Source organism: Taklimakanibacter deserti (assembly GCA_003574785.1).
In genome coordinates this window covers 256,478-277,804 of record QORU01000004.1, presented here as the reverse complement: position 1 = coordinate 277,804, position 21,327 = coordinate 256,478, and the positions used below count along the sequence as shown (strand labels likewise).

Sequence of the window (21,327 nt, the reverse complement as noted above, 5' to 3'; positions counted from 1 at the left end):
GGGAGGCTCATCTCATGAGCGATCTGATCGTGTGTCGCAAATCCAGGATTGTGCTGCTTTCACTCGCTTTGGCGACGGCTCTCCTGCTGGCGCCTTCCGTCGCGCCAGCCTTCGAGCCGACACAGATCTATCAGCCGATCAGCGAGACGATGGCCGACAAGACGGTGACGCTGACGGGGCGTGATCTCACCATCGAGCAAGTGATCGACGTCGCGCGCAACGGCGCCAAGGCCGAGCTCAGCGCCGAGGCGCTGCAGCGCTCGGCCGATGCCTATGGGCTGCTGCTGCAAGGGGCGGCGGAAGGCGTCACCATCTACTGGTTCAACCGCGGCGCCGGCGACCAGCGCGAGACGGTGATCTTCTCCGGCGATCCGACATCGCCCGAGAACAAGAAGCTCCTGAGCGAGCAGCAGCTCCAGCGCTTCAAGGGCGGCGTCGCGCGGGGCTATGGGCCTGAGCTCTCAGAAGAAGCGCTGGTCCGCGCCATTATGGCCATTCGCGCCAATACCATGTCCTATGAGGCGGCGAGTCCGCAATTGACCCATATGCTGGTCGACATGCTCAACAAGCGGGTGACGCCGGTGGTGCAGTCGCGCGGCACGCTGGGCGAGGGCGACCTGCCGACCATGGGCAATATCGCCGCCGCCATGGTGGGCGAGGGCGATGCCTATCACAAAGGCGTGCGCATGCCGGCCGCCCAGGCGCTCACGGAAGCAGGGCTCAAGCCGCTCGAGCCCTTCGCCGCCGATCAGGCCGCCCTCATCAGCACCAACGCCTATGCCCAGGCGCAGGCCGTGCTGCTCGTCGCGGATGCGCGCCGGCTCCTCGAATGGACCGATCTCAGCCATGCCATGAGCCTGCTCGGCATGAATTCCAGCGTCACGCCGATCGCGGCGCCGGTGCAGGCGATGCGGCCCTATGAATGGCTGACCTGGGATGCGGCGCGGGTGATGGACATGATCAAGGGCAGCTATCTGTTCGATGATGATCCGGCCCGCATCATCCAGGATCCGGAAAGCCTGCGCGCCTCGAGCCAGCGCCAGGGCTCGGCCTGGCAGGCCTGGGCGGAACTCAGGGACTCGGTGCTGCTGTCGATCAATTCGTCGGATCACAATCCGGCGGTGCTGCCGGGCTTGACGCCCGAAAGCGCGCCGGAGCTCGCGACACCGCAATTCATGAAGTATTACATCAAGGGCGGCCCCTTAAGTAACGGAAAGTCCGGCTATATCCTCTCCAACGCCAATTGGGATCCCTATCCGATGGCGAACCAGGTGGAGGCCTTCACCTTGGCACTCACCAATCTCGGCGTGGCGGTGGCGCAACGCATCGAGCGCTTCCGCAATCCCTTCTTCACGGTCGTCAAGCCCGCCGACGTGCTTTCGCCCGAGCTGCGCAAGGAAATCCCGAGCTTCGACGGCTATCTGCCGACCGATCTGTGGCAGGAGCTGGCAGCGCTCGGAACGCCGGTGACGCCCAACGGCCAGGCGATCGTCGCGACGGTCGAGGATCTCGAGGCGCAGACCCGCCTCAAGACGCAGCGCGCCCGTCAGGCGGTCGATCTCTCCTTCCACCTCCTGGCCCAGGACCTCCTGACCGCGAGCTATTGGATGGAGGTGCGCAAGGCCCAGAAGCCGGAGCGCAAGTTCGGTGCAGCGCCTGAGGCAGCGCTTGCGGCGCTGCGCCAGGTGATCCCCTGGCGGCAGGCGCCGGCCGACCGGCCGAAGCGGCCTCTGGGCATGGTCGCCTATGACTTCATGCAGGAGAATCCGGCGACGAAGTTCTATCCGGGCGGGCCGCAGCCGCCCGAAAGCAGAGCCAGGTCCATAGCCGGCGTGCTGCCGAAATAGAGCGTCCGCGATCTGCTTCCCTTCGAGTCTACTGTTTCCGTATTGCTACGGATAAACGCTCGTCATTTTGATGGAAAATTTCATTAAACTTAAATGTATTGAGCAATGCGCAATTAAGCACCTAATAGTCAGCTGGCAAGTTGTCTCGGATTGTAGCGGTTTTGCTAACGCCGATCAGTGAGGTCCGCGATTACTGTGCGTCATATTCGGGAACGGGAATCTCGCTTATGATTAACACGAAAGCAGTGCGCGCCTTGCTGTTGACGGCTTGTCTGGTCGCCGTGTGCGGCGACGGCGCGTTGGCCGGGAAGAAAGTCAGGCTCGCCAGCCTGCCATCGAACAACGACTATTCGCCGCGAGCCGTATCGATCGGCTCCGACAGCGGCGGCGTGGTGATCAACTACGGCCTGCGCATGCTGAGATGGCGGCAGAACGGCACGAAAGTGCGCTTCAGCGGAAGCTGCCGGTCGGCTTGCACGCTCTATCTGGGACTGGCGTCGAGCCAGACCTGTATCAGCCCGGGCGCATCCTTCGGCTTCCATTCGCCTTTCGGCGCCTCGAGCCGCGGCAACCGCGTGGCACAGGCTTTCATGATGCGGAACTATCCCGGCTGGGTGAGGTCCTGGATTCGCAGCCGGGGCGGCCTGTCCGGCAGCATCAAGACGATGAGCTACGGCTATGCCAGCCGGTTCATCAAGCCGTGCGGAACCTCCGCCGTTGCCAGACGAGGGTCTCCGCGACGCCAGCCGGCCGACGGCTGATCGATCCGCTCGTCCTGAGTTTGCATTAGGGGCCCCCAAGAGGGGCCCCACTGCATTCTGGCATCATTAAATCCCACCGCAGCTGCCTGCCAGGCGGAATTTGGCCCAACAATTGCTCTGAAAGCCAGGTAACCATGATCTTACCCAGGGGTAGATTATAGGTTAATGAAGTGTTAAAATTCGTCCCATTGTGAGTGGTGTGACGGCGATGAAATTCACTCAGCTCGTGCTGGCCCTCGGTGCCTTAGGGCTGGGCGTCAGCGTCAGTGCCATTTCGGTACAAAGCGCGTCCCGGTCCTGCGCGTCCGAAGAGTGCGCCTGCGAAGAAGCACTCCGGCAGAACACCGTCGAAGCCTTGGAAGAATTTCTGAGGAAGTATCCGCAGAGCACAACCCATGGGAACACGGCTTGTGCGGCGCTCGCTGTGCCGCCTCTGAATGAAGAGCCTGATGGTCAGGGGCTGGATGATGTGCGTTCGCCTGCCGAGCCCAGTGGCTCTCAGTCGAATGGCTAAACCGGTAACCGCCGTTTCACCGGCAACCGCATAGGAAGAGGTAACCCACTGTGGCCGATAAATTCTGTATCCTGCCTTGGAAGCATCTGACCGTCGGCACTGAAGGGGCTTACAAGCTGTGTTGCATGGCGCACAAGGTCATGACCGAAGGCGGCGCCCCCATGTCCGTCTACCACCATAGCCTGGAGGAGGCCTGGAACTCCGACTATATGCGCGATGTTCGGCGAGCGATGCTTGCGGGAGAAGCGGTGCCTGATTGCCAGGGCTGCTACAAGAACGAAGCAGCGTCAGGACAAAGCTATCGGACGACAGTCGCTGCCAGCATGATGGATCGACCGGTCGAGGAAGTGCGCAAGGAGACCGTGGCGAATGAATTCCGGGTGGACGAGCAGCCCAACTTCTTCAAATTGGAGCTGGGAAGCCTGTGCAATCTGGAATGCCGCATGTGCGGCTCCTTGACCAGCTCACAGATCGAGCGAGACCCTGTGCACAGCCGCTGGGCGCCCAGCTGGAGTTTCGACGGCATCCCTCTGGTCGTGTGGAACGCCGACTCCGCAATCATCGGACCGCATCCCCTGGTGGGTGTGTCGCAAAGCGGATTCTCTGCAACCGAAAAAGCCGCCGAGCATCGTTATTGCTGGACCGGCGATTGTGCCGGGATCGATCTCAAACTTGATGAAGCCACGATTCCCAATCGGCTCGAAATCAAACTTAACGAAGCCGGGCAACGGGATCAGATGTTCGATGTACTGGTGAATGGCGTCGTCCACGCGCGGCAATCCGCAACGCGTGGGAACCGGCAGGTGAAAATCGATCTGCGCCATACGAAACTCAGTGGAGCGTTGCAGGTCCAAATCCGGGTAACCAGCCCAGGTGGCAAGGCCGCTTTGGATCATAAAGGGATGGCGGTCGAGGAAATACGCCTATTCCGCCAGCCGTCCGCCGCGACCGAGTTGCCAAATCGGATGCTCTATAGCCGCCTGCCGGGACGAACGCTGTGGGAGAACGAAGATTCGTTCATATTCGGCGAGTTGTTTAGGAATCCCGGCAAGATCGATCGCTTGTATATCACCGGTGGCGAACCTCTCTTGATGAAGAGGGTAACGGAAATAGTCGACTTTCTTATTCAGTCCAAGAACAACCACATCCTGTTGGAATTCAACACGAACTGCACGAAGGTGAGTTCCGAGATTCTGGAGAAGCTTGGCCGGTTCGATTCCCTCAACATCGCCTTGAGCATTGACGGTGTTGGAGACACATATGAATACATAAGATTCCCGGCCAAGTGGAAGGTCGTGGATCAGAACGTCAGGCTTCTGCAACAGTTGCCGAATGCCTTTATTTGCGTGACTCCGGTTGTCCAGATCTACAATGCGTTGAACCTCGCCGACCTTTGCCGCTATTGCGATGACCTTGGCCTGGATTTCACGCTCAGCAACATCCTGCATTGGCCAGAGCAGCTTCGCTTGTCTCTCATGCCGCCCGCGGCGCGCCTTCTCGCGGCCGAGCGCCTTCGTGAATATGCCGACAACGGGTGTCGGCAGGCAAATCTGCACCAGGTTCTCAGTGTCGCCGATCACCTCGAGACCCTAGAAGGCATGCCACGGCCGGAAGCGATTCGGCGGTTCATGCTCTTCACCAATGATCTGGACGTCACTCGCGCGCAGAAATTTGCCGATGTGCACAGCGAACTTCATCGCTCGTTCGGCGAGATCGGCTATCCGTGGACGAGCGAGACGCGCTATGCCCGAGTCTCCAGCACGCCGCGCGCACGCGTCTCCGCATAGCACGTCAAGGTCATGACGTCCGGGTCACTGGTCCCAGGAGAAGGCCAGCGATCTGAAGAAAGCATTCGACGGACTCGGTTTCGACCCGCGCGGCAATCTCACCGCGACGCTTACCGCCAGCGAGTTCGGAATCAGATCGCGTACCGCCAGTTTGATTTCGTGCAGTTTGAATTTCTGCTCAATCCTGGTCCAGCCTGAGAATGCAATCGGCTTGATGGGCCCTTCGCTGCGCCAGTCGAGAGTTCCTGAGGGCAGAGTCAAGGCCAGCGCGAAGTCCAGAGGAGGGGCTTCGTCATGCGCGACCTCGACTGTGGCTATTACTTCCCGGGCAAACGCCGGAAATCCGCCCCACAGCACCGCCGCCACCGGGCCCGCGGTGGATGGCCTGATGAATATTCCGCCATCCAGCTCCTTCGGGAAAAGCAGAAGCGGCAAATCGCTTTGATAGTTGGTCGCCAGCTGCGCGCTGCGGCGCTCCTCGTCCGTCCAAATTCGAGCCCGTCGCTTGAACGGCGGCGGTCCGAGGCGAGGCCGCCTGGCGAGACGGTCTTCCACCGAGGTCCTGACGATGGTCCCGGCAAAACAGCCCAAGGCGCCTCCCTTGCTCGTCGCCGGCGTGCGAACCGCAAGAACGAGGTTCATTGGGGCCGAACTCGGAATCGCCAAATGCGCCTCCAGCAGGGTCGGCTTGAACGGCGCGGAGACTTCCACCCAGCCGCTCGTACCATCCTTTTTGGCCTTGAGCGCCGACTTGGCGGCAATGACGGGATCTTCATGCATTGGGCAGAGCAACAGCAGGAATTCCGCCGGCCCGCTTGCAGAATCCGACAGCGATACCATGCTCATAACGGAGATCGTCGATGACGGGCAGCCGGCAGCGAGAACTGCCGCGGTCAAAGTGCCCCCTTTCGATTCGAGCAAGAGGCGATCGGGCTTCTCGACATAGGAAATAGGTGTCACGTTCGGGTCGGTCGACCAGGTTTCCATGACGAGAAGCTCATCGCCGGTAAGCCGGCGATCGGCCGTCAGCGAAGCGCCGGCGAGCCGGACGGCGGTCAGCGAGTCCGGCTGCTCGTCCATAGCCGCGGCGGCGGCGTTGCCGAAATCGTTGCCTCCTGCTTGTGCCAAGAGGCCGACGGCAGTGTCCTCGCGGTTCTCGGTCGCGGCAATTTTTGCGAGCAAGGTGATCGCCTGCGGCGCGTTCGGATCGAGCTTGGCCAAGTCGAAGTGCCGCGTATCCGAAGGAGAGTACCAGAAGTTCGAACGGGCGCTGTCCAGTTGATACTGAGAAACATTCTGGCTCACAAATATGTGGTGAAAATATTCGAGCCCCTTGAAGCCGTGCTTCGCCATAACCTCGACTATGGGTGTCAGGTTGTCGTGATAGTGCGACGTCCTGTATCTTCCTTCGGTACTGATCCTATACCAGAAAAGGAATTCGGGGATCAGCCTCAGCTTAAGTCCAGCTTGCGTCAGCCTGACGAAGAACTCCCAGTCCTCAACGCGGTAGTTGCGCTTCTCCATTTGAAAACCGACTTTGTCGAACACGTCCCTGCGATAAATCGAGATCGTGTCGCCAAATACATTGGCCAGCATGCCCAGATCGAGACATCCGCCCAAAGGCAGATGCGTGAGGTAGCTCGTGCGATCGCTGCCGGGAATGTTCGACTGAAATACGCTCTTGGCCAACGCCATACATACATCCGATCGCGAGCTCTCCAGGGCGTGAACAAAGGTGCTCAGAGCTTCCGGATACAGCGCATTGTCATCGTCGAGCAGCACGACCATCTCACCGCGCGAAGCCCGGACACCGGTATTGCGGGCCGCACCCACGTATTTGTTCTCGCTGCGGATGATCTTCCAGCTCTTTCGGCGGAATTCCTTTTCAAGCTTGTCCAGCGCGGTGTGCGATTCCGGCAGTTTGCTGCCATCATCGACCAGGATCACCTCAAAATTCGGATAATCCTGGTCTTTCACGGATGCGATCGCCTGCATCAGATACTGCGGCCTATCATGATGGGTGACGATGACGGAAACCAGCGGATGGGTTTTCCGGCCGGCCTTGCGTGGCTCGTTCTTTCGCGGCGCAGCCTTCGCGTCCTCGCTCTTGTCGAGCCACTGCTCCTCCTTCCCCTGGGCGCCCCAGCGTTGTACGCCGCCGGGCCGCTCCTTGATCTGCTTGAGCAAGGTCGATGCCAATGAAGCTGCGCTGGGTTGCGCCAGGCATTTTCCAGCGTTGTCGGGCGCGACGTGCTCGATATTGCCCCCGACGGCGGTCGCGACGAAAGGCACACCGAGCCGAATGCACTCGGACACACAATAGCCCGTCGCGCTTTCAAAGTTGGGGATGATGGCGGTCCCGCCAAGCCGTCCGGCATGGCGTATGCCGTCGGGAAGCGAAAGATCCGGCCGAAATCTTATCGGAAAGCGCCATTGCCTTCCGCGCCGGACGAACATGCCGCCCGTGTGTTCTCCAAGAATTTGACCGAACTCTCCGATCACGGTGATCCGCAGGTCATCGATGCCCTGGCTGGCGATTTCGTCCAGCATGTCGCAGAACAGGGTCATGCCGTCCCTGAAGCGATGACTGGCGATCAGGAACAACTCGCGCGGGCGTGTGATGATCTGGCCGCCGGCGACTTCTCCCGTCCGCAGCCATTCGGAGGGCGTGAGGGCCGGTGCAACCCTGCAGTCCTGTGGCAGCGTCCATTTTCTTTCGCGAAACCACTTCTGCAGCTCGGCGGAAACGCAGACGAGCCTGTCGGGCTCTTGCGCGCTGTATTTTTCCATGAAGGCAATCTTTGCCTGCTCGGTGTTCGCGAGGAAAAACCGATCCGCACCTTCCTGCCATTGCAGCGGTGAATGCGCTACGACGACGAGACGAGGTCTGTGCGGATAGACACCGGTCTCCTTGGCGAGCAAGGTATAGTAGGGGAGGCCACCTTCCAGCGGGAAATAGACGCTGCCGAACGTGTTTTGCTTCAGGTATCTGTAAATGCCGAAGGATCGATACTCGGGACCGTAGAATTCACTCACGTTCTCGCTGGCATGCCGGAAGATTTCGAGCTTGATGCCGTGGACGGCGGCGAAGTATTCGACTTCCTTTGTCGCCTCTTCTGCTCGCTTGGGACCGCCGGGCGGTACCCAGAGCAAGGTGACGTCATTTCCCGCGCTCGCCAGTTTTTGCGCCAATGCAATCATGGAAATGGACGCTTCCTGGAGCAGGTCATGTACGGCGATATCGGTCGTTATGACACAGACCGAATTGGCGGGCGTCGTTTCTTTCGCGTTACTGATAGACACGGTTGGATTCCCAAATACGTCTTGCTGCTGACTTGAGTGTTGCGTCCGGCTGGCTGAAGTCGAGAGCCAGGAAGCCTTCGACGATCGCGTCCAGGCGGGCCGAGGTAATGCGCTCTATGATGCCGTTGTCGGTCAGGTACTCGTTGGCCATGATACCGCAAATGCGGGCAAGCTTTTTTGACTGCCCTGACGAATGGCGCGACTGCATGTGCTCGAGAAGGTATTGGACGTTTCTGTTCACCGACTTTTCAAAAGCGCTTCGATGCTTCTCATATATTCCCCGGCTTGTGAGAAATGACCGCAAATATTCGTGCGCCCGGAAGAGATCGGTGACGTGCTTGACGGAGCGGGTGTTGGTTATCGACTGAGCGCGCTGCAGGTAATTGTACCCGACGAGATCGATTTTGGAGAGGCTGCGCGCGCAGAGCACCAGAACCGGCACGACGGCGATGTCCTCCCAAAACATGCCCTGCGGAAAACGAATGTGGTTCTCAATGAACAGCGACCTCTTCCACAATTTTTGCGTCGTTCCTGTTTCCTTGAGAAGAAGGATGCTGTCACTTATGGATTGCAGATCCCTAAATTCGGCGACATCTGGTGTGTATTGCCATAGGATCTCATCGGCGTCGTCGACGGCTCGGCACCCGGATTCGACGATATCGAAATATCCGCGGTCGGAAGCGTCATGCAGCCTTTTGAGAAAGTTCGAATCGACATAGTCGTCGCTGTCGATGAATGTGAGATAACTCGCCCTCGCTTTGGCGACTCCCGTGTTGCGGGCGGCCCCCGGACCGAGGTTTGCGGCGTGCTCGTGTAGAATTATCCGCGAGTCCAATCTGGCAAACTGCCTCACCACCTGGCCGCTGCGGTCGCTCGAGCCATCGTCGATGAAAATGACCTCGAAGTCCGAAAAGCTCTGCTCCAGAATTGATGCAATGCACCGGTCTATGTGTGCACGGGTATTGAATACCGGAATGATTACCGAGATTGACGGCATTTGATGCTGGCTACCGGTCGTTTCAATTCGTAGAATGACTGGAGTGCGACCGGCCTGCGGCCAAGGATATTCCGACGCAAGGTGGTGCAATCCTCATTCTCATTCTTATAAATGCAATTCAGATGCCAGCAAAATCAGAGGCATCGGATAGGACTGCAATCGTTGCCAATGGTAAAAAAGCTCAGCAGTCGGACTATGTGTCAGACTGCTCGAACCGGGGAGTAAGCCCCGAGATCTAGGGCGCCGGAAAGTTCCCGACAACAATCCCTCACTCCCACCGCTCGATGGCGTCGGGATCCAGCCAACCTGCCACATCAGCCGAGTTTACGAACTCGGATCAGCTCCCATAACCGCCGTCGACGCGGTTACCGGAAGGATTGCGGCTACCGTTGCTGCTGCCTTCGAAATCGCCAAGCGCATCCAAAGCAAGCGCATAGCAAGCGACATCATTGCGATACTTGCTGGGCGGATACTTATGGAGAAAGTGCTCCAGCGCTTCGATCGTATTCGCCCGCAAGGCTTTCTCGCAGGCTCGCTCGATTTCAGCTGCAGTCACCTTGGCTTCAGCCGGTTGTACATAGGATTGTGTTGCGGTTCCGAATGCGAAAACACTCAGGGTCGCAAGCCAGTGTCTAATCGCCGTCATTTGTCACTCCACCAGTCAGGCACAACAAAAACGCACTTTCTTTTTTTGTCGGCAGTTGCGGGGTTGCCGTTGGGTAAGTATAGCCTATTTTGGTACAGGTCGTCAATAATTCAGAAAGGAAAAGACATTCGCCATACCTTAAATATTTTTTATTTTTCAGTAGCTTAACTGAGACAACTCGACGTTGCTCTGGTTAACGCAGTAGGCTCGATCCGGCCTTTGCAGAATTGCGTCAAAATACGCGATCGTCCGGCGGACGCCGGCTTCGACTGAGATGGTGGGCCGCCAGCCAAGAAGTTCCGCAGCACGGCCGATATCCGGCCGGCGCTGGCGCGGATCGTCGGTGGGAAGCGGCAGATAGACGATTTCGGAGCGTGAATTGGTGAGGCTGATCACCAGCTCGGCGAAATCCCGCACCGTAAACTCCTCCGGATTGCCGAGATTGACCGGGCCGGTCACATCGTCGGGTGCATTCATCAGGCGCACAATGCCGTCTACGAGATCATCGACATAGCAGAATGACCGGGTCTGGGCACCGGTCCCGTAGACCGTGATCGGCTTGTCCTGCAAGGCGGCGACGATGAAGTTGGACACGACGCGACCGTCATTGATGGCCATGCGCGGGCCATAGGTGTTGAAAATCCGGGCGATCCGGATACTCACGCCATGAACGCGGTGGTAGTCGAAGAACAGGGTCTCGGCACAACGCTTGCCCTCGTCGTAGCAGGCGCGCGGGCCGATCGGATTGACATTGCCCCAGTCGGCTTCATGTTGCGGGTGATGCAGCGGGTCGCCATAAATCTCGGATGTCGAGGCCTGGAAGACCGGCGCATCATGCTCGCGCGCCAGTTCCAGCACGTTGATGGCGCCGAGCACGCTGGTCTTGACCGTCTGGATCGGATCGGCCTGATAGGCAGGCGGCGAGGCGGGGCAGGCAAGGTTGTAGATCTGATTGAACTTGCCGGAGAACTTCATCGGCTTCGCGACATCGCACTGGACCATCGAAAAGCGATTGGTCTTCATCAGATGCCGGATATTGGCGAGCGACCCGGTCGCCAAGTTGTCGACGCAGGTCACATGATGGCCTTCGCTCACCAGCCTCTCGCACAAATGCGAGCCGACGAAGCCGGCGCCGCCGAGCACCAGAAGGTTGCCGAGCCGGGCCGGCATCTTGCTGCCGAGTGACCAGCCGGAAGTCCGGGGAGTTGAAGGGCGATCGAGCATGGGCTACTTCCGCGCTGTTATCCGGTTTCGGATCAGTCGAGGTCCGACGGGAAGCGCCATGCAATCGTCGCGCCATTCTTGCGCAACGTAAGAACTCGGCCGGCGTCGCCGAGCCAATCGTCTTGCCGGAAGGGTAAAGGTGTCCCAGCGCAAGACCACGCTTTCGGCTACGGCCAACAGACCAAAAAGAAAACACATGCACGTACTCGCCATCCCACATGCATGCTACGCTACGTCAATCGAATTTTCTACTAAAAACTAATTAACTTTGCTGTGAAAAGCTAACGTTAGGACAATGATTTGCCGATCCTTGCCAGATGTCCGGTTTTGAAACAGCCCGTGTTTTCAAGGTGAAATCAACCGGCAGACGGCATAGGGGCCGAGTTCCATCCGCGGAACCGCGAGCGTGGTATTGACCCTGTCGAGAAATTCCGGCTTTTCCGCCGCCCGAACGAAGCGCTCGGCATCCAGCACGGCGGCCCGGCTATCCACAAATTTCCGTCCAAGATCAACCGTCACCGGATCGCCGGTGAGGTTGGCGATCCATAACTCGATCTTGCCGTCCTTGCGCTGTGCGGCGAGCGCCTGGACATCGCGCGGCCGGCTGATGCCGATGTCAAAAAGATCGGCGCCCTGGAGCCGGCTCATCCCGCGCAGAACATGGAAGACGGGATAGACGCCGCCTTTCACCCCGTCGAACCAGGCCTGCGGCCAGGCCGTCTTGCTGTAAACGGCGCCGAAAGGCCCGGTGAGGCCGCCGAGTGCTACCGATTGCGCGCCATTGCGGGCGAAATGCGCGAAATAGGCGAGGTTCCAGGCCGCGCCTAAGAGGCCGCGCTGGCGCGGATCATTGCGGTTCATGGCCTGGCGGACATCCTTCGGATTGGCCTGCGGAGCGGCACCATAGGGATTGAAGCGCATGCCGATGGCGCTCGGACCCACAACGAAAGGCTTGCCGCCGCCGAAAGCGCCGACACTCTTGGCCATGGCGGGCAAGGCTTCGAGGCCCTCGGTCACCGAGCGGTCATCGCCCGCATGGACGAGGGCGGAATTGGTGAAGGTGATGAAGTCGGCGAATCCGGCCGGCGGCCTTTTGCGGTTGAGCTCGGTGAAATAGCTCATCATGCCGCCGCCGATGCGCGTATCCGGGAACAGCAAGCGGGCGAGCTTGTAGATATCGGCCAAAGGCGGGCAGGGCGGCCAGGGCCCGGTCGGCTGGGTGCTCTTCATGTCGGAAGCGGGCGACAGGAAGACCGCCCTGAAGGGTGACTTCAGCCGGCTGACGATCTTGGCCAGCTTGGCGATCTCCGTCTCGAAGCCGTCGACCGTCGTCACCACCGCCTCGAGCCAGGCCTCGGCCTTGAGGGCGGCCGCGACCTTCAGCATGTCCTTCAAGGACTTCTGATCATGGCCGAGACGTGTGTCATAATGGCAAATGACATAGGCCGGCTTGATCTTGCTTAAGGTACTTGCCGATTTGAGCGCCGTCGCCGCATCCTCTGGGCTAAGGCCGACGCCGAGCGGCGGCACCACGCCGATGCGCCTGCCGATCTTGAGCTGCACGGCTTTCGTCCGCCTGGATGGCGCTGGGAGCTTGCCCTCGAGCTTCAGCGAAACCTTCTGCGCCACGCGCTCGCCCGCCTTCAGCGTGTAGGGCCAAGGCTTCGCCAATGGGCGGACATAGGTTTTGTAGGACGCGTCCATCCAGTTGCGCTGGTCCTCCATCTCATAGACGTCGCCTTCCATGCGGCAGACGATTTTCGCGCCGGGCGCGAATTCATGGGTGATGGCGCGCATGTTCATGATCGGCTGCGAGGGCGAGATGAGCTCGGGGAATTTCGTGTCGAGCTTCTTGCCGTCGGCCGTCTCGACCACGGCCGGTGCGCCGGCCACGCCCGCGATCGGATGCAGGACGACGAAGCCGGTGCGGTTGGTGACGAAATCGCTGACCGCGACACCAACCGCGGCAAATTCGATTGTGCCCTTGGCCGAGCCGGTGATCTTCGCCGAATAGCGGAAGGCCTGTTCCTTGTCCTTCGTCTCCGCGTCGTAGCTGATGGCGAAGCCGTCGCTGTCCTGCTCGATGAGGAGATTGGAGAGTTGCGGCGTATAGGTCGCCCAGTTGCGATCGCGCACGATGAAGGACACCGCGCGGATCATCTCCAGGCCGGCAAATCTGATGTAACGCAGATTGCCGGCCTCGAATTCAGCGGTTAGCTCACCCGCCTTGACGATCTGCGGGGCTGCGACGTCTTCCTCGGTGCCGCAGAGGCGCACCGCGCGCGAAGGTTCTTTCTGGCTCATGACCCATTCCCCAGCACATTGCCGCTTTCCGGCTCGATCAGAATGAAGTGATCGAGATCGAAGGCGACCTTCAGCTCATCGCCAGGCTTGCCCGCATCATGTGCGTCAAGCTCCGCCATCACGGGCTCCTGGCCTATCGCGAATGTCACATAGGTGCGCGCGCCCGTGGGCTGCACGAGATCGATGCGGCTTGTGATACTGGCCGTCCTGCCATCGCCCGCACGATCGATATGCTGTGGCCTTATCCCGAAAACGACCGCCTTGCCCAGATGATTTTTGTAACGGTTGATTGCGCTCTGCGGCAGGCGGAGCGTCTGGCCGTCGGTGAAGACGACGCCCGACTCGGCCAGCGTGGCCCTGATGAAATTGATCTTGGGCGAGCCCAGGAAGCCCGCGACGAAGCGCGTCCGCGGCCTTTCATAGAGCTCGAGCGGGCTTCCCGACTGCTCGATCTGGCCGGCATTCATGAGCACGATGCGATCGGCGAGCGTCATCGCCTCGATCTGGTCGTGCGTCACATAGATCATGGTGGCGCCGAGCTCCTGATGCAGGCGCTTGATCTCGCTCCGCATCTCGTCACGCAACTGGGCGTCGAGATTGGACAGCGGCTCGTCGAACAGGAAGATCTGCGGATTGCGCACGATGGCGCGGCCGATGGCGACGCGCTGGCGCTGGCCACCCGAGAGCTGGCGCGGCAGGCGTTCGAGGAATTGCTCGATATTCAGCATCCTGGCGGCGCGCTTGACCCGGGTCTCGATCTCAGGCTTGGGAAAGTTGCGGGCGCGCAGGCCGAAGCCGATATTCTCGGCCACCGTCATATGCGGATAGAGCGCGTAATCCTGGAACACCATGGCGACGTCGCGGTCGCGCGGGCGCATGTCGTTGACAACTTTGCCGCCGATCTCGATCGTGCCCTCGTTCGCCGTCTCGAGGCCGGCAATGGTGCGCAGCAGGGTCGACTTGCCGCAGCCGGAAGGACCGACCAGCACCGCGAATTCGCCATCGGCAATGGCAAGGTCGATGCCCTTGACGACATGGACGGCGCCGAAGTGCTTGTGCAGTCCCTTGATGGTGACGTGAGCCATTTTCTTTTCCTAACCGCGCACGGCGCCAAGCGTCAGCCCGCGCACCAGATGGCGCTGGACGAGGATTCCCAAGATGATCGAGGGGACGAGCGAGACCATGGCCAGGGCACTCGCCTCGCCATATTGGGCGCCCTGGAAGCCCAGGAAGGCGCGAAAGACGGTGGGGAGCGTGAAGGCGGTGCGGCTCGTCAGGATGAGGGCGAAGAAGAATTCCGTCCAGCAGGCGATGAAGGCGAAGACGGCGGCGGCGACGATGCCGGGGGCGGCCAAGGGAATGGCGACCCGCCACAGCGACTGCCAGCGCGTGCAGCCATCGACGAGCGCGGCTTCTTCCAGCGATTTCGGCATCTGGCGGAAGTAGGCGAACATCATCCACACCGTCACCGGGAGCGTGAAGACCGTATAGGCGATGATGAGGCCGAAATGCGTGTCATGGAGACCGACCGCGCGGTAGATCAGGAAGATCGGCAGCACCGTCGCGATGGGCGGCAGGAAGCGCTGCGACAGCACCCAGAAGGAAAGATGCTGCCCGCCGGTGTTGAAGCGCGCGAGGCTATAGGCCATCAGTGTTCCAAGCGCCGTCGACAGGATCGTCGCGGCGAGCGAGATGATGATGCTGTTGATCAGGCCGTCGAAGCCGCGATAGGCGAAGAGGGCGGCGGTGTAATGCAAAATCGTCGGCTCGGTCGGAAACCACACCGGCGGCACGGCCAGATAATCATCGCTCGGCTTGATCGAGGTGATGAACATCCAATAGAGCGGCACGAAGGTGAAGGCGAGGAAGCCGCCCAGGAGCAGCGTCCTTGCAATGTTGGCCCGGGTGAACGAGCTCTTCCTCATGTCGGCTCCGCCTTGAGCAGGCGCCGCACCAGGAAGGTGATGAGGATGGCGGTGAGGACGAGGAAGATCCAGGCGCCGGCGGTCGCCTCCGAGAGATGGAACTGGGTGAAGCCCAGAGTGTAGAGATAGAAGGAGCTCGTATAGGTGTTGGTGCCGGGGCCGCCGCCGGTCATGACGAAGATCGTGTCGAACAGTCGCACCGCATCGAGGATGCGGAAAGTGACGGCGAGCAGGATCATGGGACCGAGCAAGGGGAGCGTGATCCACCAGAAGGCACGAAAACCATCGACGCCGTCGAGCTCGGCCGCCTCGTAGAGATTGGGCGGGATGGCGGTGAGTCCGGCCAAGAGGATCACGAACATGAAGGGCGTCCACTGCCAGACATCGGCCAGGATGAGGGCGATGAAGTTCCACGGCGCCTGGGTGAGCCAGCCAATGGTCACTTCGTAGCCGAGGATCTGACTCAATATGTAGTTGGTCGGTCCGAAAGGCCGCTGCAGCAGGAGCGCCCAGGCCTGCCCGACGATCACCGGGCTGATGAAGAGCGGGATGATCAGAAGCGACATGATGATGCCGCGGCCGCGGAAATTCTTCACCATGGCGAGCGCCAGAGCGAGGCCGAGCAGGAATTCGAGGGCGACATTGATGGTGGAGAGCAGCACCGTCACCCACAGCGACCAGCGCGCCACCGGATCGGCAAGCACCCGGGTGAAGTTGCGCAAGCCCACGAAAGCGTGGCCCGGCACGGTGAAGTCGTAATTGACGAACAGCACCCAGACCGAGAACAGCAGGGGATAGACCGAGAGCGCCAGGATCAGGAGCACCGCGGGCGCGACCAGGAGCCATTTGAAATGGCGGTCGGACCATTCGGAGAGGGAGTCGAGGTGGGTGGTGTGGGTGTCGTTCATAAACCTTATCCCGCACTCTCCATCATTTCCCTTCTCCCGCGCGCAGCGTGGGAGAAGGTGGCCGAAGGCCGGATGAGGGCTCTTTCGTACCGTGTGCTCTGATCTCGACGAATATTCTCAGCTGAGACGAAGAGCCCTCACCCGCCCTTCGGGCACCCTCTCCCATTGCTTCGCAACGGGAGAGGGGAAAAATCGGTGAGGGCTCGCTCACTGTGAGAAGCCTCAGAGCTTCACGGCCATGCCGAGCTTCTCGACCGTATTGTCGGCCGTGGCGCCGGGAAGCTTCTTGAACTCGGCATAGAAGGCTTTCTGCTGATCGACGCCGAGGCGCTCCGTCGTCTGGTCCCATTCGGCGGCAGCCGTCGCCAGCGCCGCTTTGGGATCGGTGCCGGCCCAGACCGACGTGCACAGACGGTCGAGGCTCAGGAAATAATCCTGGGCCCCCGGCATGATGATGTCGAGCAGGCCGACATTGGCCGAGTTGTTGAGGTTGATCAGATATTCCTTGGCGCTCGGGAACAGATCGCCATAGAGGTCCGACTTGAAATGCGACAGGCGATAGGGATCGCGCAGCGCATAGGGCAGCATCACGCGGGCGAGCGACACCGGCGGCGAAGTCGCCCATTGCATGAAAAGATAGGCCGCTTCCGCATTGGGCGAATCCGCCGACAAGGCCTTGTTGTAGCCCGTCGCATGCTCGGGGTTGCCCGGCACCACGGCATAGCCGACTTTCCCCGCAATGGAAGACTGCGGGATGAAGTTGATGGCCTTGGCGCTTTGCGAATAGTTCGCGCACATGCGTCCCGTCGGCGGCCATGAATAGATCATCGCCACCTTGCCCTGCAGGAACGCCGCCCACAGCGAGACCGCATCGAGCTCGTTATTGCCGGGGATCGAGGCCGCATTCGCCGCCAGCATGTTGGTCAGCGTCTTCATGCCGGCATCGGAGTCGAGACCCGCCTTCATGTCGTCGCCGAACAGCACGCCGCCATTGGCGCGGTATTGCTGCAGGAAGTCGAACTGGTTGCCCGGGCTTCCGGCCTTGCGGAAATGACCCGCGCCATAGACATTTGGCGCCAGGTTGTCGGTGATGAACTGCGCGACCTGCGAATAGTCCTCCCAGGTCTTGGGCGGCTCGAGCGCCTTCGAGAATTTCGCCTGATAGGCCTCCTTGAGCTTCGGATCCTCGAAGATGTCCTTGCGATAATAGAGGGCGAACATGTCGCCGTCGTCGAAGAAGCCCCAGATCTTGCCCTTGTAGGTCGGCAAGGCCTTGTAGAGCGGATGGTAGTCCTCGAGGTCCGCCGGATTCATGTATTTGGCGATGTAGTCATCAAGCGGCGCGATCACGCCGCCATCGGCCATCGACGGCGTCCAGGCGGGCGAGATGTCGAGCACATCATAGGCGCCGGATCCGGCAATATGCTCGGCAACGGCTTTCGAATATTGATCGGGGTTGGAGAGCTCGACGACATTCGACTTGATGCCGGTGAGCTGTTCCCAGACAGGCCCTGAATAGTTGCGCGGGTCGAGCGCCTGAAGGCCCGCTTCATAGGTCATGTTGAGGGTGATGCCGCCATATTGCTTGGCCGCCTGGACGGCGCGATAGGCCGAGCCATCCGCCGGACCTTCGGTCGAGGCCTTCATCGCCGCGGCCTGCGCCTTGCCCAGAGGCGTCGAAGGGTCGGCCAGATCGACGGCAGCCTGCGCCAGGGCATTCTCGGCCCAAGGACTCAATATGGCGCCCGATGTGGCGAGAAGCCCGGTCATCAGGCCGAATTTCTTGATGAAGCTGCGGCGGGTGTTGTCGCCGCGAAGCCAGGCGTCGACCTCGGCATTGAGGCCGGCTTCGAAATCACGTTTCTCGCGATCATTCATGATGGTCAATCCTCCCAGTTTGAGTGTCCGTTTCGGCACGCTGTGTTTCTTGGATCGAACCGGCTTTCTGCTGGGCCGGTATGAGTTTCTTGAAAACGACTCTTCTTCTTATTGATCTCCATTTGCTTGCGCATGATCTTTTCGGAAAACCGGTACCCACTTTTCCGGATCATGCGTAGCGCTTGCGAAAATCGGCGAGGCGCCGCTGCCAGTCCGGATGCTTCAGCACATCGCGGTTGACGATGCCGCGCGGCTCCAGGCCTTTCTGGATGTCGAGCACCGCCTTGACATCGGCGGCACCGTTGCCGGCGAAGCACTGGTCGGTCCAGCACAGCGCATGCGGCGCCAGGATCACATTGTCGAGCTTGAGGATGGGATCGTCCGCGTCGGGCGGCTCCTGCTCCAGGACATCGAGGCCGGCGCCGGCGATCTTCCTGTCCTGCAAAACCTTGGTCAGCGCCTTCTGGTCGACAATGGGACCGCGCGCCGTGTTGATGAAATAGGCCGTGGGTTTCATCAGGCCCAAGCGCTCGGCATTGACCAGATGATGGGTCTCGGATGTCAGCGGGCAGCTCACCGAGACGATGTCGGCCTTGCGGAAAACATCCTCCAGCGACACGAGCTCGATGCCGAGCTCGGCCGCGACCTGCCGGTCGGCGAAAGGATCATGGGCGATGAACTTCATGTCGAAAGGCTTCGCCATGCGGAACATCTCGGCACCGATATTGCCGATGCCGACCGATCCCAAAGTGCGCCCGACGAGGCCCACACCCATGTGATCCGAGCGCTTGGCGAAGCCCGCCGCGGCCTCGCGCGTCAGCTTGTCCTTGATCATGAGCTTGCCGGTCAGAGCGAGCATGAGGGTGATGATCGAGACGGCGACCGGGCGGCGCACGCCGTCGGGCGTGATGACGAGGGCGATACCGGCCTTGCTCAAGGCCGGCACGTCGACCGTGTCATAGCCGACGCCGAAACGCGCCACCGCGGCGAGGCGGCCCGATTTGGGCACGCTGTCTTGGGTGAAACGGTGAGCGAGCAGGATCAGCGCATCGAAATCCTCGAGCTGCTCGGCGCGCAAGGGGTTCTTCGGCTCGAGGAAGGCCATCTCGACATTGGGTGCCGAGGTGAGCGGGCCCAGGTCGAAATCGGGATAGGTCGGCGAGCCGTCGGCCTTCTTGAAATCACCGGACAGTGCGACGCGGAAAGGTGCCGGCATCGATGCCTCCTATTTCTTCTTGCAACCGGCGCGCAGCTTCTTGATGCCGTCCTCGAGGGCCGCATGCAGCAGCCAGACATCGCCCGAATAGCAGACGAAATCGAAGCCTTGGCTGTAGATGTCGATGCCGAGCTCGACATTGGGCACCAGACGGCCCAACGCCTTCTTGTGCTTCTTGGTCGCGGCAATGGTGCGCTCGATGGCGCGCTTGAAATCCTTGTGGTCGAACTGGCCGGGAATGCCGAGCGACACCGACAGGTCGAAATGGCCGACCCACAGGCAGTCGACGCCGTCGATCGCCGCCATCTTCTCGGCATTCTCGACCCCTTCCGCCGTCTCGATCTGGCAGAACAGGGTCGTGCGGCTGTTGGCGGCGGTGAATTTCTCGGCAACGCTGCCCGGGCGGTAGCGGTCATGCGCCACCTGCAGCGCCACACCGCGCTTGCCCTGCGGATGGTATTTCATCGAATTGACGATGTGGCGCACCTCATCGACATTGCCGACCATGGGCAGCATGAGGCCTTCGGCCCCCATGTCCATGGCGCGCGCGATGTGATGGTATTCGCGCGACGGCACGCGGACGATTGCCGGGAGGTCGGCGGCCTCGAAATAGCGCAAGGCGCTCTTCACCGTCTCGAAGCCGAAGCCCGAATGCTCGAGGTCGAAAAGAGTGAAGTCGCAGCCCGCCGATTTCATGATATGGCCGATGCCCGGCGTGGCGAATTCGACGATGAAATGCCCGAATTTCGGCGATTTCGTCTTGGCCATGGCCTTGAGGCCGGAAACACTCATACTTTATCCTCCCAAATCTATTCTCTTGAACCTTCACAGACGAGATCGCCGGCAATCACCGTCTTCTTCGTCACCAGATGATTGCTGGCCGCCTCGAAGGCGGCGAGGTGCGGCGTCTTCAGATGCTCCTCGAAGGCCGCGCGGTCGTCATAGATCTCGTAGAGCAGGATGCGGTCGGGCTCGCCTTGCGGCTCGACCACGTCGAAGCGGCTGCAGCCGCGCTCGGTCGCGCAGGAGGCCCGGGCATTGACGTCGATGGCGCGGCGGAACTCCGCCTTGCTTCCAGGCTTCAGCAGGAAATCGACCAGGATCACATAGCCGGTCATGCATCGGACTCCATCGCTTCCCAGAACACGCTTTCGACATGAGCGAGGTGATCGCGCATCGCTCTCTCGGCCCTCTCCGGATCGCGCGCGGCGATCGCCTCATAGATGGCCTTGTGGGCCTTGTAGGCTTTCTCGGCCGTGCCCTTGCGGCCGCGCCAGTTGAGCGTGATGTGGCGCTGCTGCACCAGCCATTCGGCGATGGCCGCATGGATCGCCGGAAAGATCGGATTGCGCGGGATGATCGCCAGCACATAGTGGAAGGCGACGTCGGTCTTCTCGAACCGGGCAAGGTCGCTCAAAGCGGCATGATTGATCTCGAGCGCCAAGCGCAATTGCTCGATGTCATCTTCCGTCGCATGGGCAGCGGCATGGCGGGCGAGGCCCACTTCGAAGAAGAGGCGCGCATTCTGGAAATTGCGCACGCCGTCATGCGCGGAAAGCATATGCTTGGCGACGCCCGACAAGGCCTCGACCACCACCTCGGCGGTCGGCTGGATGACCTGCGCGCGCTCGCCCGAGCGCAGCTCGACAAGTCCCATATTGCGCAAGTGAGCGAGGGCCTCGCGGATCGCGGGGCGGCCGACGCCGAATTCGCGCATCAGGTCGCGTTCGGACGGGAGCAGGTCACCGATGTCATAGGTCCTCTCGATGATGCGAGCCTCGAGCCGCGCCGCGACCTGCTCATAGAGCTTCTGCGGGCGTATGGGCCGGCTCTCGGCTGGTATACCTGTCATACCAGCTACGTTAACCGAAGCCGGGACGGCGTCAAGAGCGCAAAAGCGGGAATCTCGCGGGACCGGAAACGATGATTCTTTTCAGGAAGTTGTGGGAAGAAGCGAAAGTGATCCTGGAAGTTGCGACGGTGCAATTTCGTACAAGACGACGAGCTTCGGCCTTGC

16 protein-coding genes are annotated in these 21,327 nt (G+C 60.6%); 3 read left to right on the top strand and 13 right to left on the bottom strand.

The window, feature by feature from the left end:
* Positions 1-14 precede the first annotated feature (14 nt).
* From DS839_RS10030 to DS839_RS10015, 3 genes are all read left to right on the top strand, one after another.
* On the top strand, positions 15-1,847 hold the full coding sequence (locus tag DS839_RS10030) for an aromatic amino acid ammonia-lyase (protein ID WP_119270172.1): 1,833 nt from the start codon (positions 15-17) through the stop codon (positions 1,845-1,847).
* 227 nt (positions 1,848-2,074) lie between these two features.
* Positions 2,075-2,608 carry a hypothetical protein gene (locus tag DS839_RS10025; protein ID WP_119270171.1) on the top strand — a complete coding sequence of 178 codons (534 nt, stop codon included), beginning with the start codon at positions 2,075-2,077 and terminating at the stop codon, positions 2,606-2,608.
* Between the two features lie 564 nt (positions 2,609-3,172).
* Positions 3,173-4,909 (top strand): SPASM domain-containing protein, encoded by a 1,737-nt coding sequence (locus tag DS839_RS10015; protein ID WP_119270169.1) that lies wholly within the window; start codon positions 3,173-3,175, stop codon positions 4,907-4,909.
* 24 nt (positions 4,910-4,933) lie between these two features.
* Here the strand turns inward: DS839_RS10015 and DS839_RS10010 are convergent, their stop codons facing one another.
* From DS839_RS10010 to nanR, 13 genes are all read right to left on the bottom strand, one after another.
* Positions 4,934-8,212, bottom strand: coding sequence for a DUF6212 domain-containing protein (locus DS839_RS10010; RefSeq protein WP_162918426.1), 3,279 nt, complete (start codon positions 8,210-8,212; stop codon positions 4,934-4,936).
* Positions 8,199-9,299, bottom strand: a complete 1,101-nt coding sequence (locus DS839_RS10005; RefSeq protein WP_162918425.1) for a glycosyltransferase family 2 protein — start codon at positions 9,297-9,299, stop codon at positions 8,199-8,201. Before DS839_RS10005 ends, DS839_RS10010 begins: the two co-directional genes overlap by 14 nt.
* 247 nt (positions 9,300-9,546) lie before the next feature.
* Positions 9,547-9,855, bottom strand: a complete 309-nt coding sequence (locus DS839_RS36390) for a hypothetical protein (protein ID WP_162918424.1) — start codon at positions 9,853-9,855, stop codon at positions 9,547-9,549.
* Between the two features lie 156 nt (positions 9,856-10,011).
* Complete coding sequence (locus DS839_RS09995; protein ID WP_119270358.1) at positions 10,012-11,025, bottom strand: UDP-glucuronic acid decarboxylase family protein; 1,014 nt, start codon at positions 11,023-11,025, stop codon at positions 10,012-10,014.
* A 399-nt stretch (positions 11,026-11,424) separates the two neighbouring features.
* Complete coding sequence (locus tag DS839_RS09990; RefSeq protein ID WP_119270165.1) at positions 11,425-13,383, bottom strand: D-apionate lactonase family protein; 1,959 nt, start codon at positions 13,381-13,383, stop codon at positions 11,425-11,427.
* Complete coding sequence (locus DS839_RS09985; RefSeq protein ID WP_119270164.1) at positions 13,380-14,468, bottom strand: ABC transporter ATP-binding protein; 1,089 nt, start codon at positions 14,466-14,468, stop codon at positions 13,380-13,382. The genes DS839_RS09990 and DS839_RS09985 overlap by 4 nt, the downstream gene beginning before the upstream one ends.
* Before the next feature lie 9 nt (positions 14,469-14,477).
* The gene (locus tag DS839_RS09980; protein WP_119270163.1) at positions 14,478-15,308 is read right to left on the bottom strand and encodes a carbohydrate ABC transporter permease; all 831 of its coding nucleotides are present in this window, start codon (positions 15,306-15,308) and stop codon (positions 14,478-14,480) included.
* Complete coding sequence (locus DS839_RS09975; protein ID WP_119270162.1) at positions 15,305-16,216, bottom strand: carbohydrate ABC transporter permease; 912 nt, start codon at positions 16,214-16,216, stop codon at positions 15,305-15,307. Before DS839_RS09975 ends, DS839_RS09980 begins: the two co-directional genes overlap by 4 nt.
* Before the next feature lie 222 nt (positions 16,217-16,438).
* Complete coding sequence (locus DS839_RS09970; protein ID WP_119270161.1) at positions 16,439-18,094, bottom strand: extracellular solute-binding protein; 1,656 nt, start codon at positions 18,092-18,094, stop codon at positions 16,439-16,441.
* A gap of 169 nt (positions 18,095-18,263) precedes the next feature.
* Positions 18,264-19,310, bottom strand: a complete 1,047-nt coding sequence (locus DS839_RS09965) for an NAD(P)-dependent oxidoreductase (RefSeq protein ID WP_119270160.1) — start codon at positions 19,308-19,310, stop codon at positions 18,264-18,266.
* Between the two features lie 9 nt (positions 19,311-19,319).
* Positions 19,320-20,102 carry an HpcH/HpaI aldolase family protein gene (locus DS839_RS09960; protein ID WP_119270159.1) on the bottom strand — a complete coding sequence of 261 codons (783 nt, stop codon included), beginning with the start codon at positions 20,100-20,102 and terminating at the stop codon, positions 19,320-19,322.
* Between the two features lie 17 nt (positions 20,103-20,119).
* Positions 20,120-20,428 (bottom strand): putative quinol monooxygenase, encoded by a 309-nt coding sequence (locus DS839_RS09955; protein ID WP_119270158.1) that lies wholly within the window; start codon positions 20,426-20,428, stop codon positions 20,120-20,122.
* Entirely contained in the window at positions 20,425-21,162 is a 738-nt protein-coding gene (gene nanR, locus DS839_RS09950; RefSeq protein ID WP_119270157.1) for a transcriptional regulator NanR, read from the bottom strand. Before nanR ends, DS839_RS09955 begins: the two co-directional genes overlap by 4 nt.
* Between the last annotated feature and the right edge of the window lie 165 nt (positions 21,163-21,327).

Excerpts from the sequence above, each read along its gene's own strand:
- DS839_RS10030 (WP_119270172.1), top strand. The coding sequence starts at position 15 with ATGAGCGATCTGATCGTGTGTCGCAAATCCAGGATTGTGCTGCTTTCA.
- DS839_RS10025 (WP_119270171.1), top strand. The coding sequence starts at position 2,075 with ATGATTAACACGAAAGCAGTGCGCGCCTTGCTGTTGACGGCTTGTCTG.
- DS839_RS36390 (WP_162918424.1), bottom strand. The coding sequence starts at position 9,855 with ATGACGGCGATTAGACACTGGCTTGCGACCCTGAGTGTTTTCGCATTC.
- DS839_RS09995 (WP_119270358.1), bottom strand. The coding sequence starts at position 11,025 with ATGCCGGCCCGGCTCGGCAACCTTCTGGTGCTCGGCGGCGCCGGCTTC.
- DS839_RS09990 (WP_119270165.1), bottom strand. The coding sequence starts at position 13,383 with ATGAGCCAGAAAGAACCTTCGCGCGCGGTGCGCCTCTGCGGCACCGAG.
- DS839_RS09985 (WP_119270164.1), bottom strand. The coding sequence starts at position 14,468 with ATGGCTCACGTCACCATCAAGGGACTGCACAAGCACTTCGGCGCCGTC.
- DS839_RS09980 (WP_119270163.1), bottom strand. The coding sequence starts at position 15,308 with ATGAGGAAGAGCTCGTTCACCCGGGCCAACATTGCAAGGACGCTGCTC.
- DS839_RS09975 (WP_119270162.1), bottom strand. The coding sequence starts at position 16,216 with ATGAACGACACCCACACCACCCACCTCGACTCCCTCTCCGAATGGTCC.
- DS839_RS09970 (WP_119270161.1), bottom strand. The coding sequence starts at position 18,094 with ATGAATGATCGCGAGAAACGTGATTTCGAAGCCGGCCTCAATGCCGAG.
- DS839_RS09965 (WP_119270160.1), bottom strand. The coding sequence starts at position 19,310 with ATGCCGGCACCTTTCCGCGTCGCACTGTCCGGTGATTTCAAGAAGGCC.
- DS839_RS09960 (WP_119270159.1), bottom strand. The coding sequence starts at position 20,102 with ATGAGTGTTTCCGGCCTCAAGGCCATGGCCAAGACGAAATCGCCGAAA.
- DS839_RS09955 (WP_119270158.1), bottom strand. The coding sequence starts at position 20,428 with ATGACCGGCTATGTGATCCTGGTCGATTTCCTGCTGAAGCCTGGAAGC.
- nanR (WP_119270157.1), bottom strand. The coding sequence starts at position 21,162 with ATGACAGGTATACCAGCCGAGAGCCGGCCCATACGCCCGCAGAAGCTC.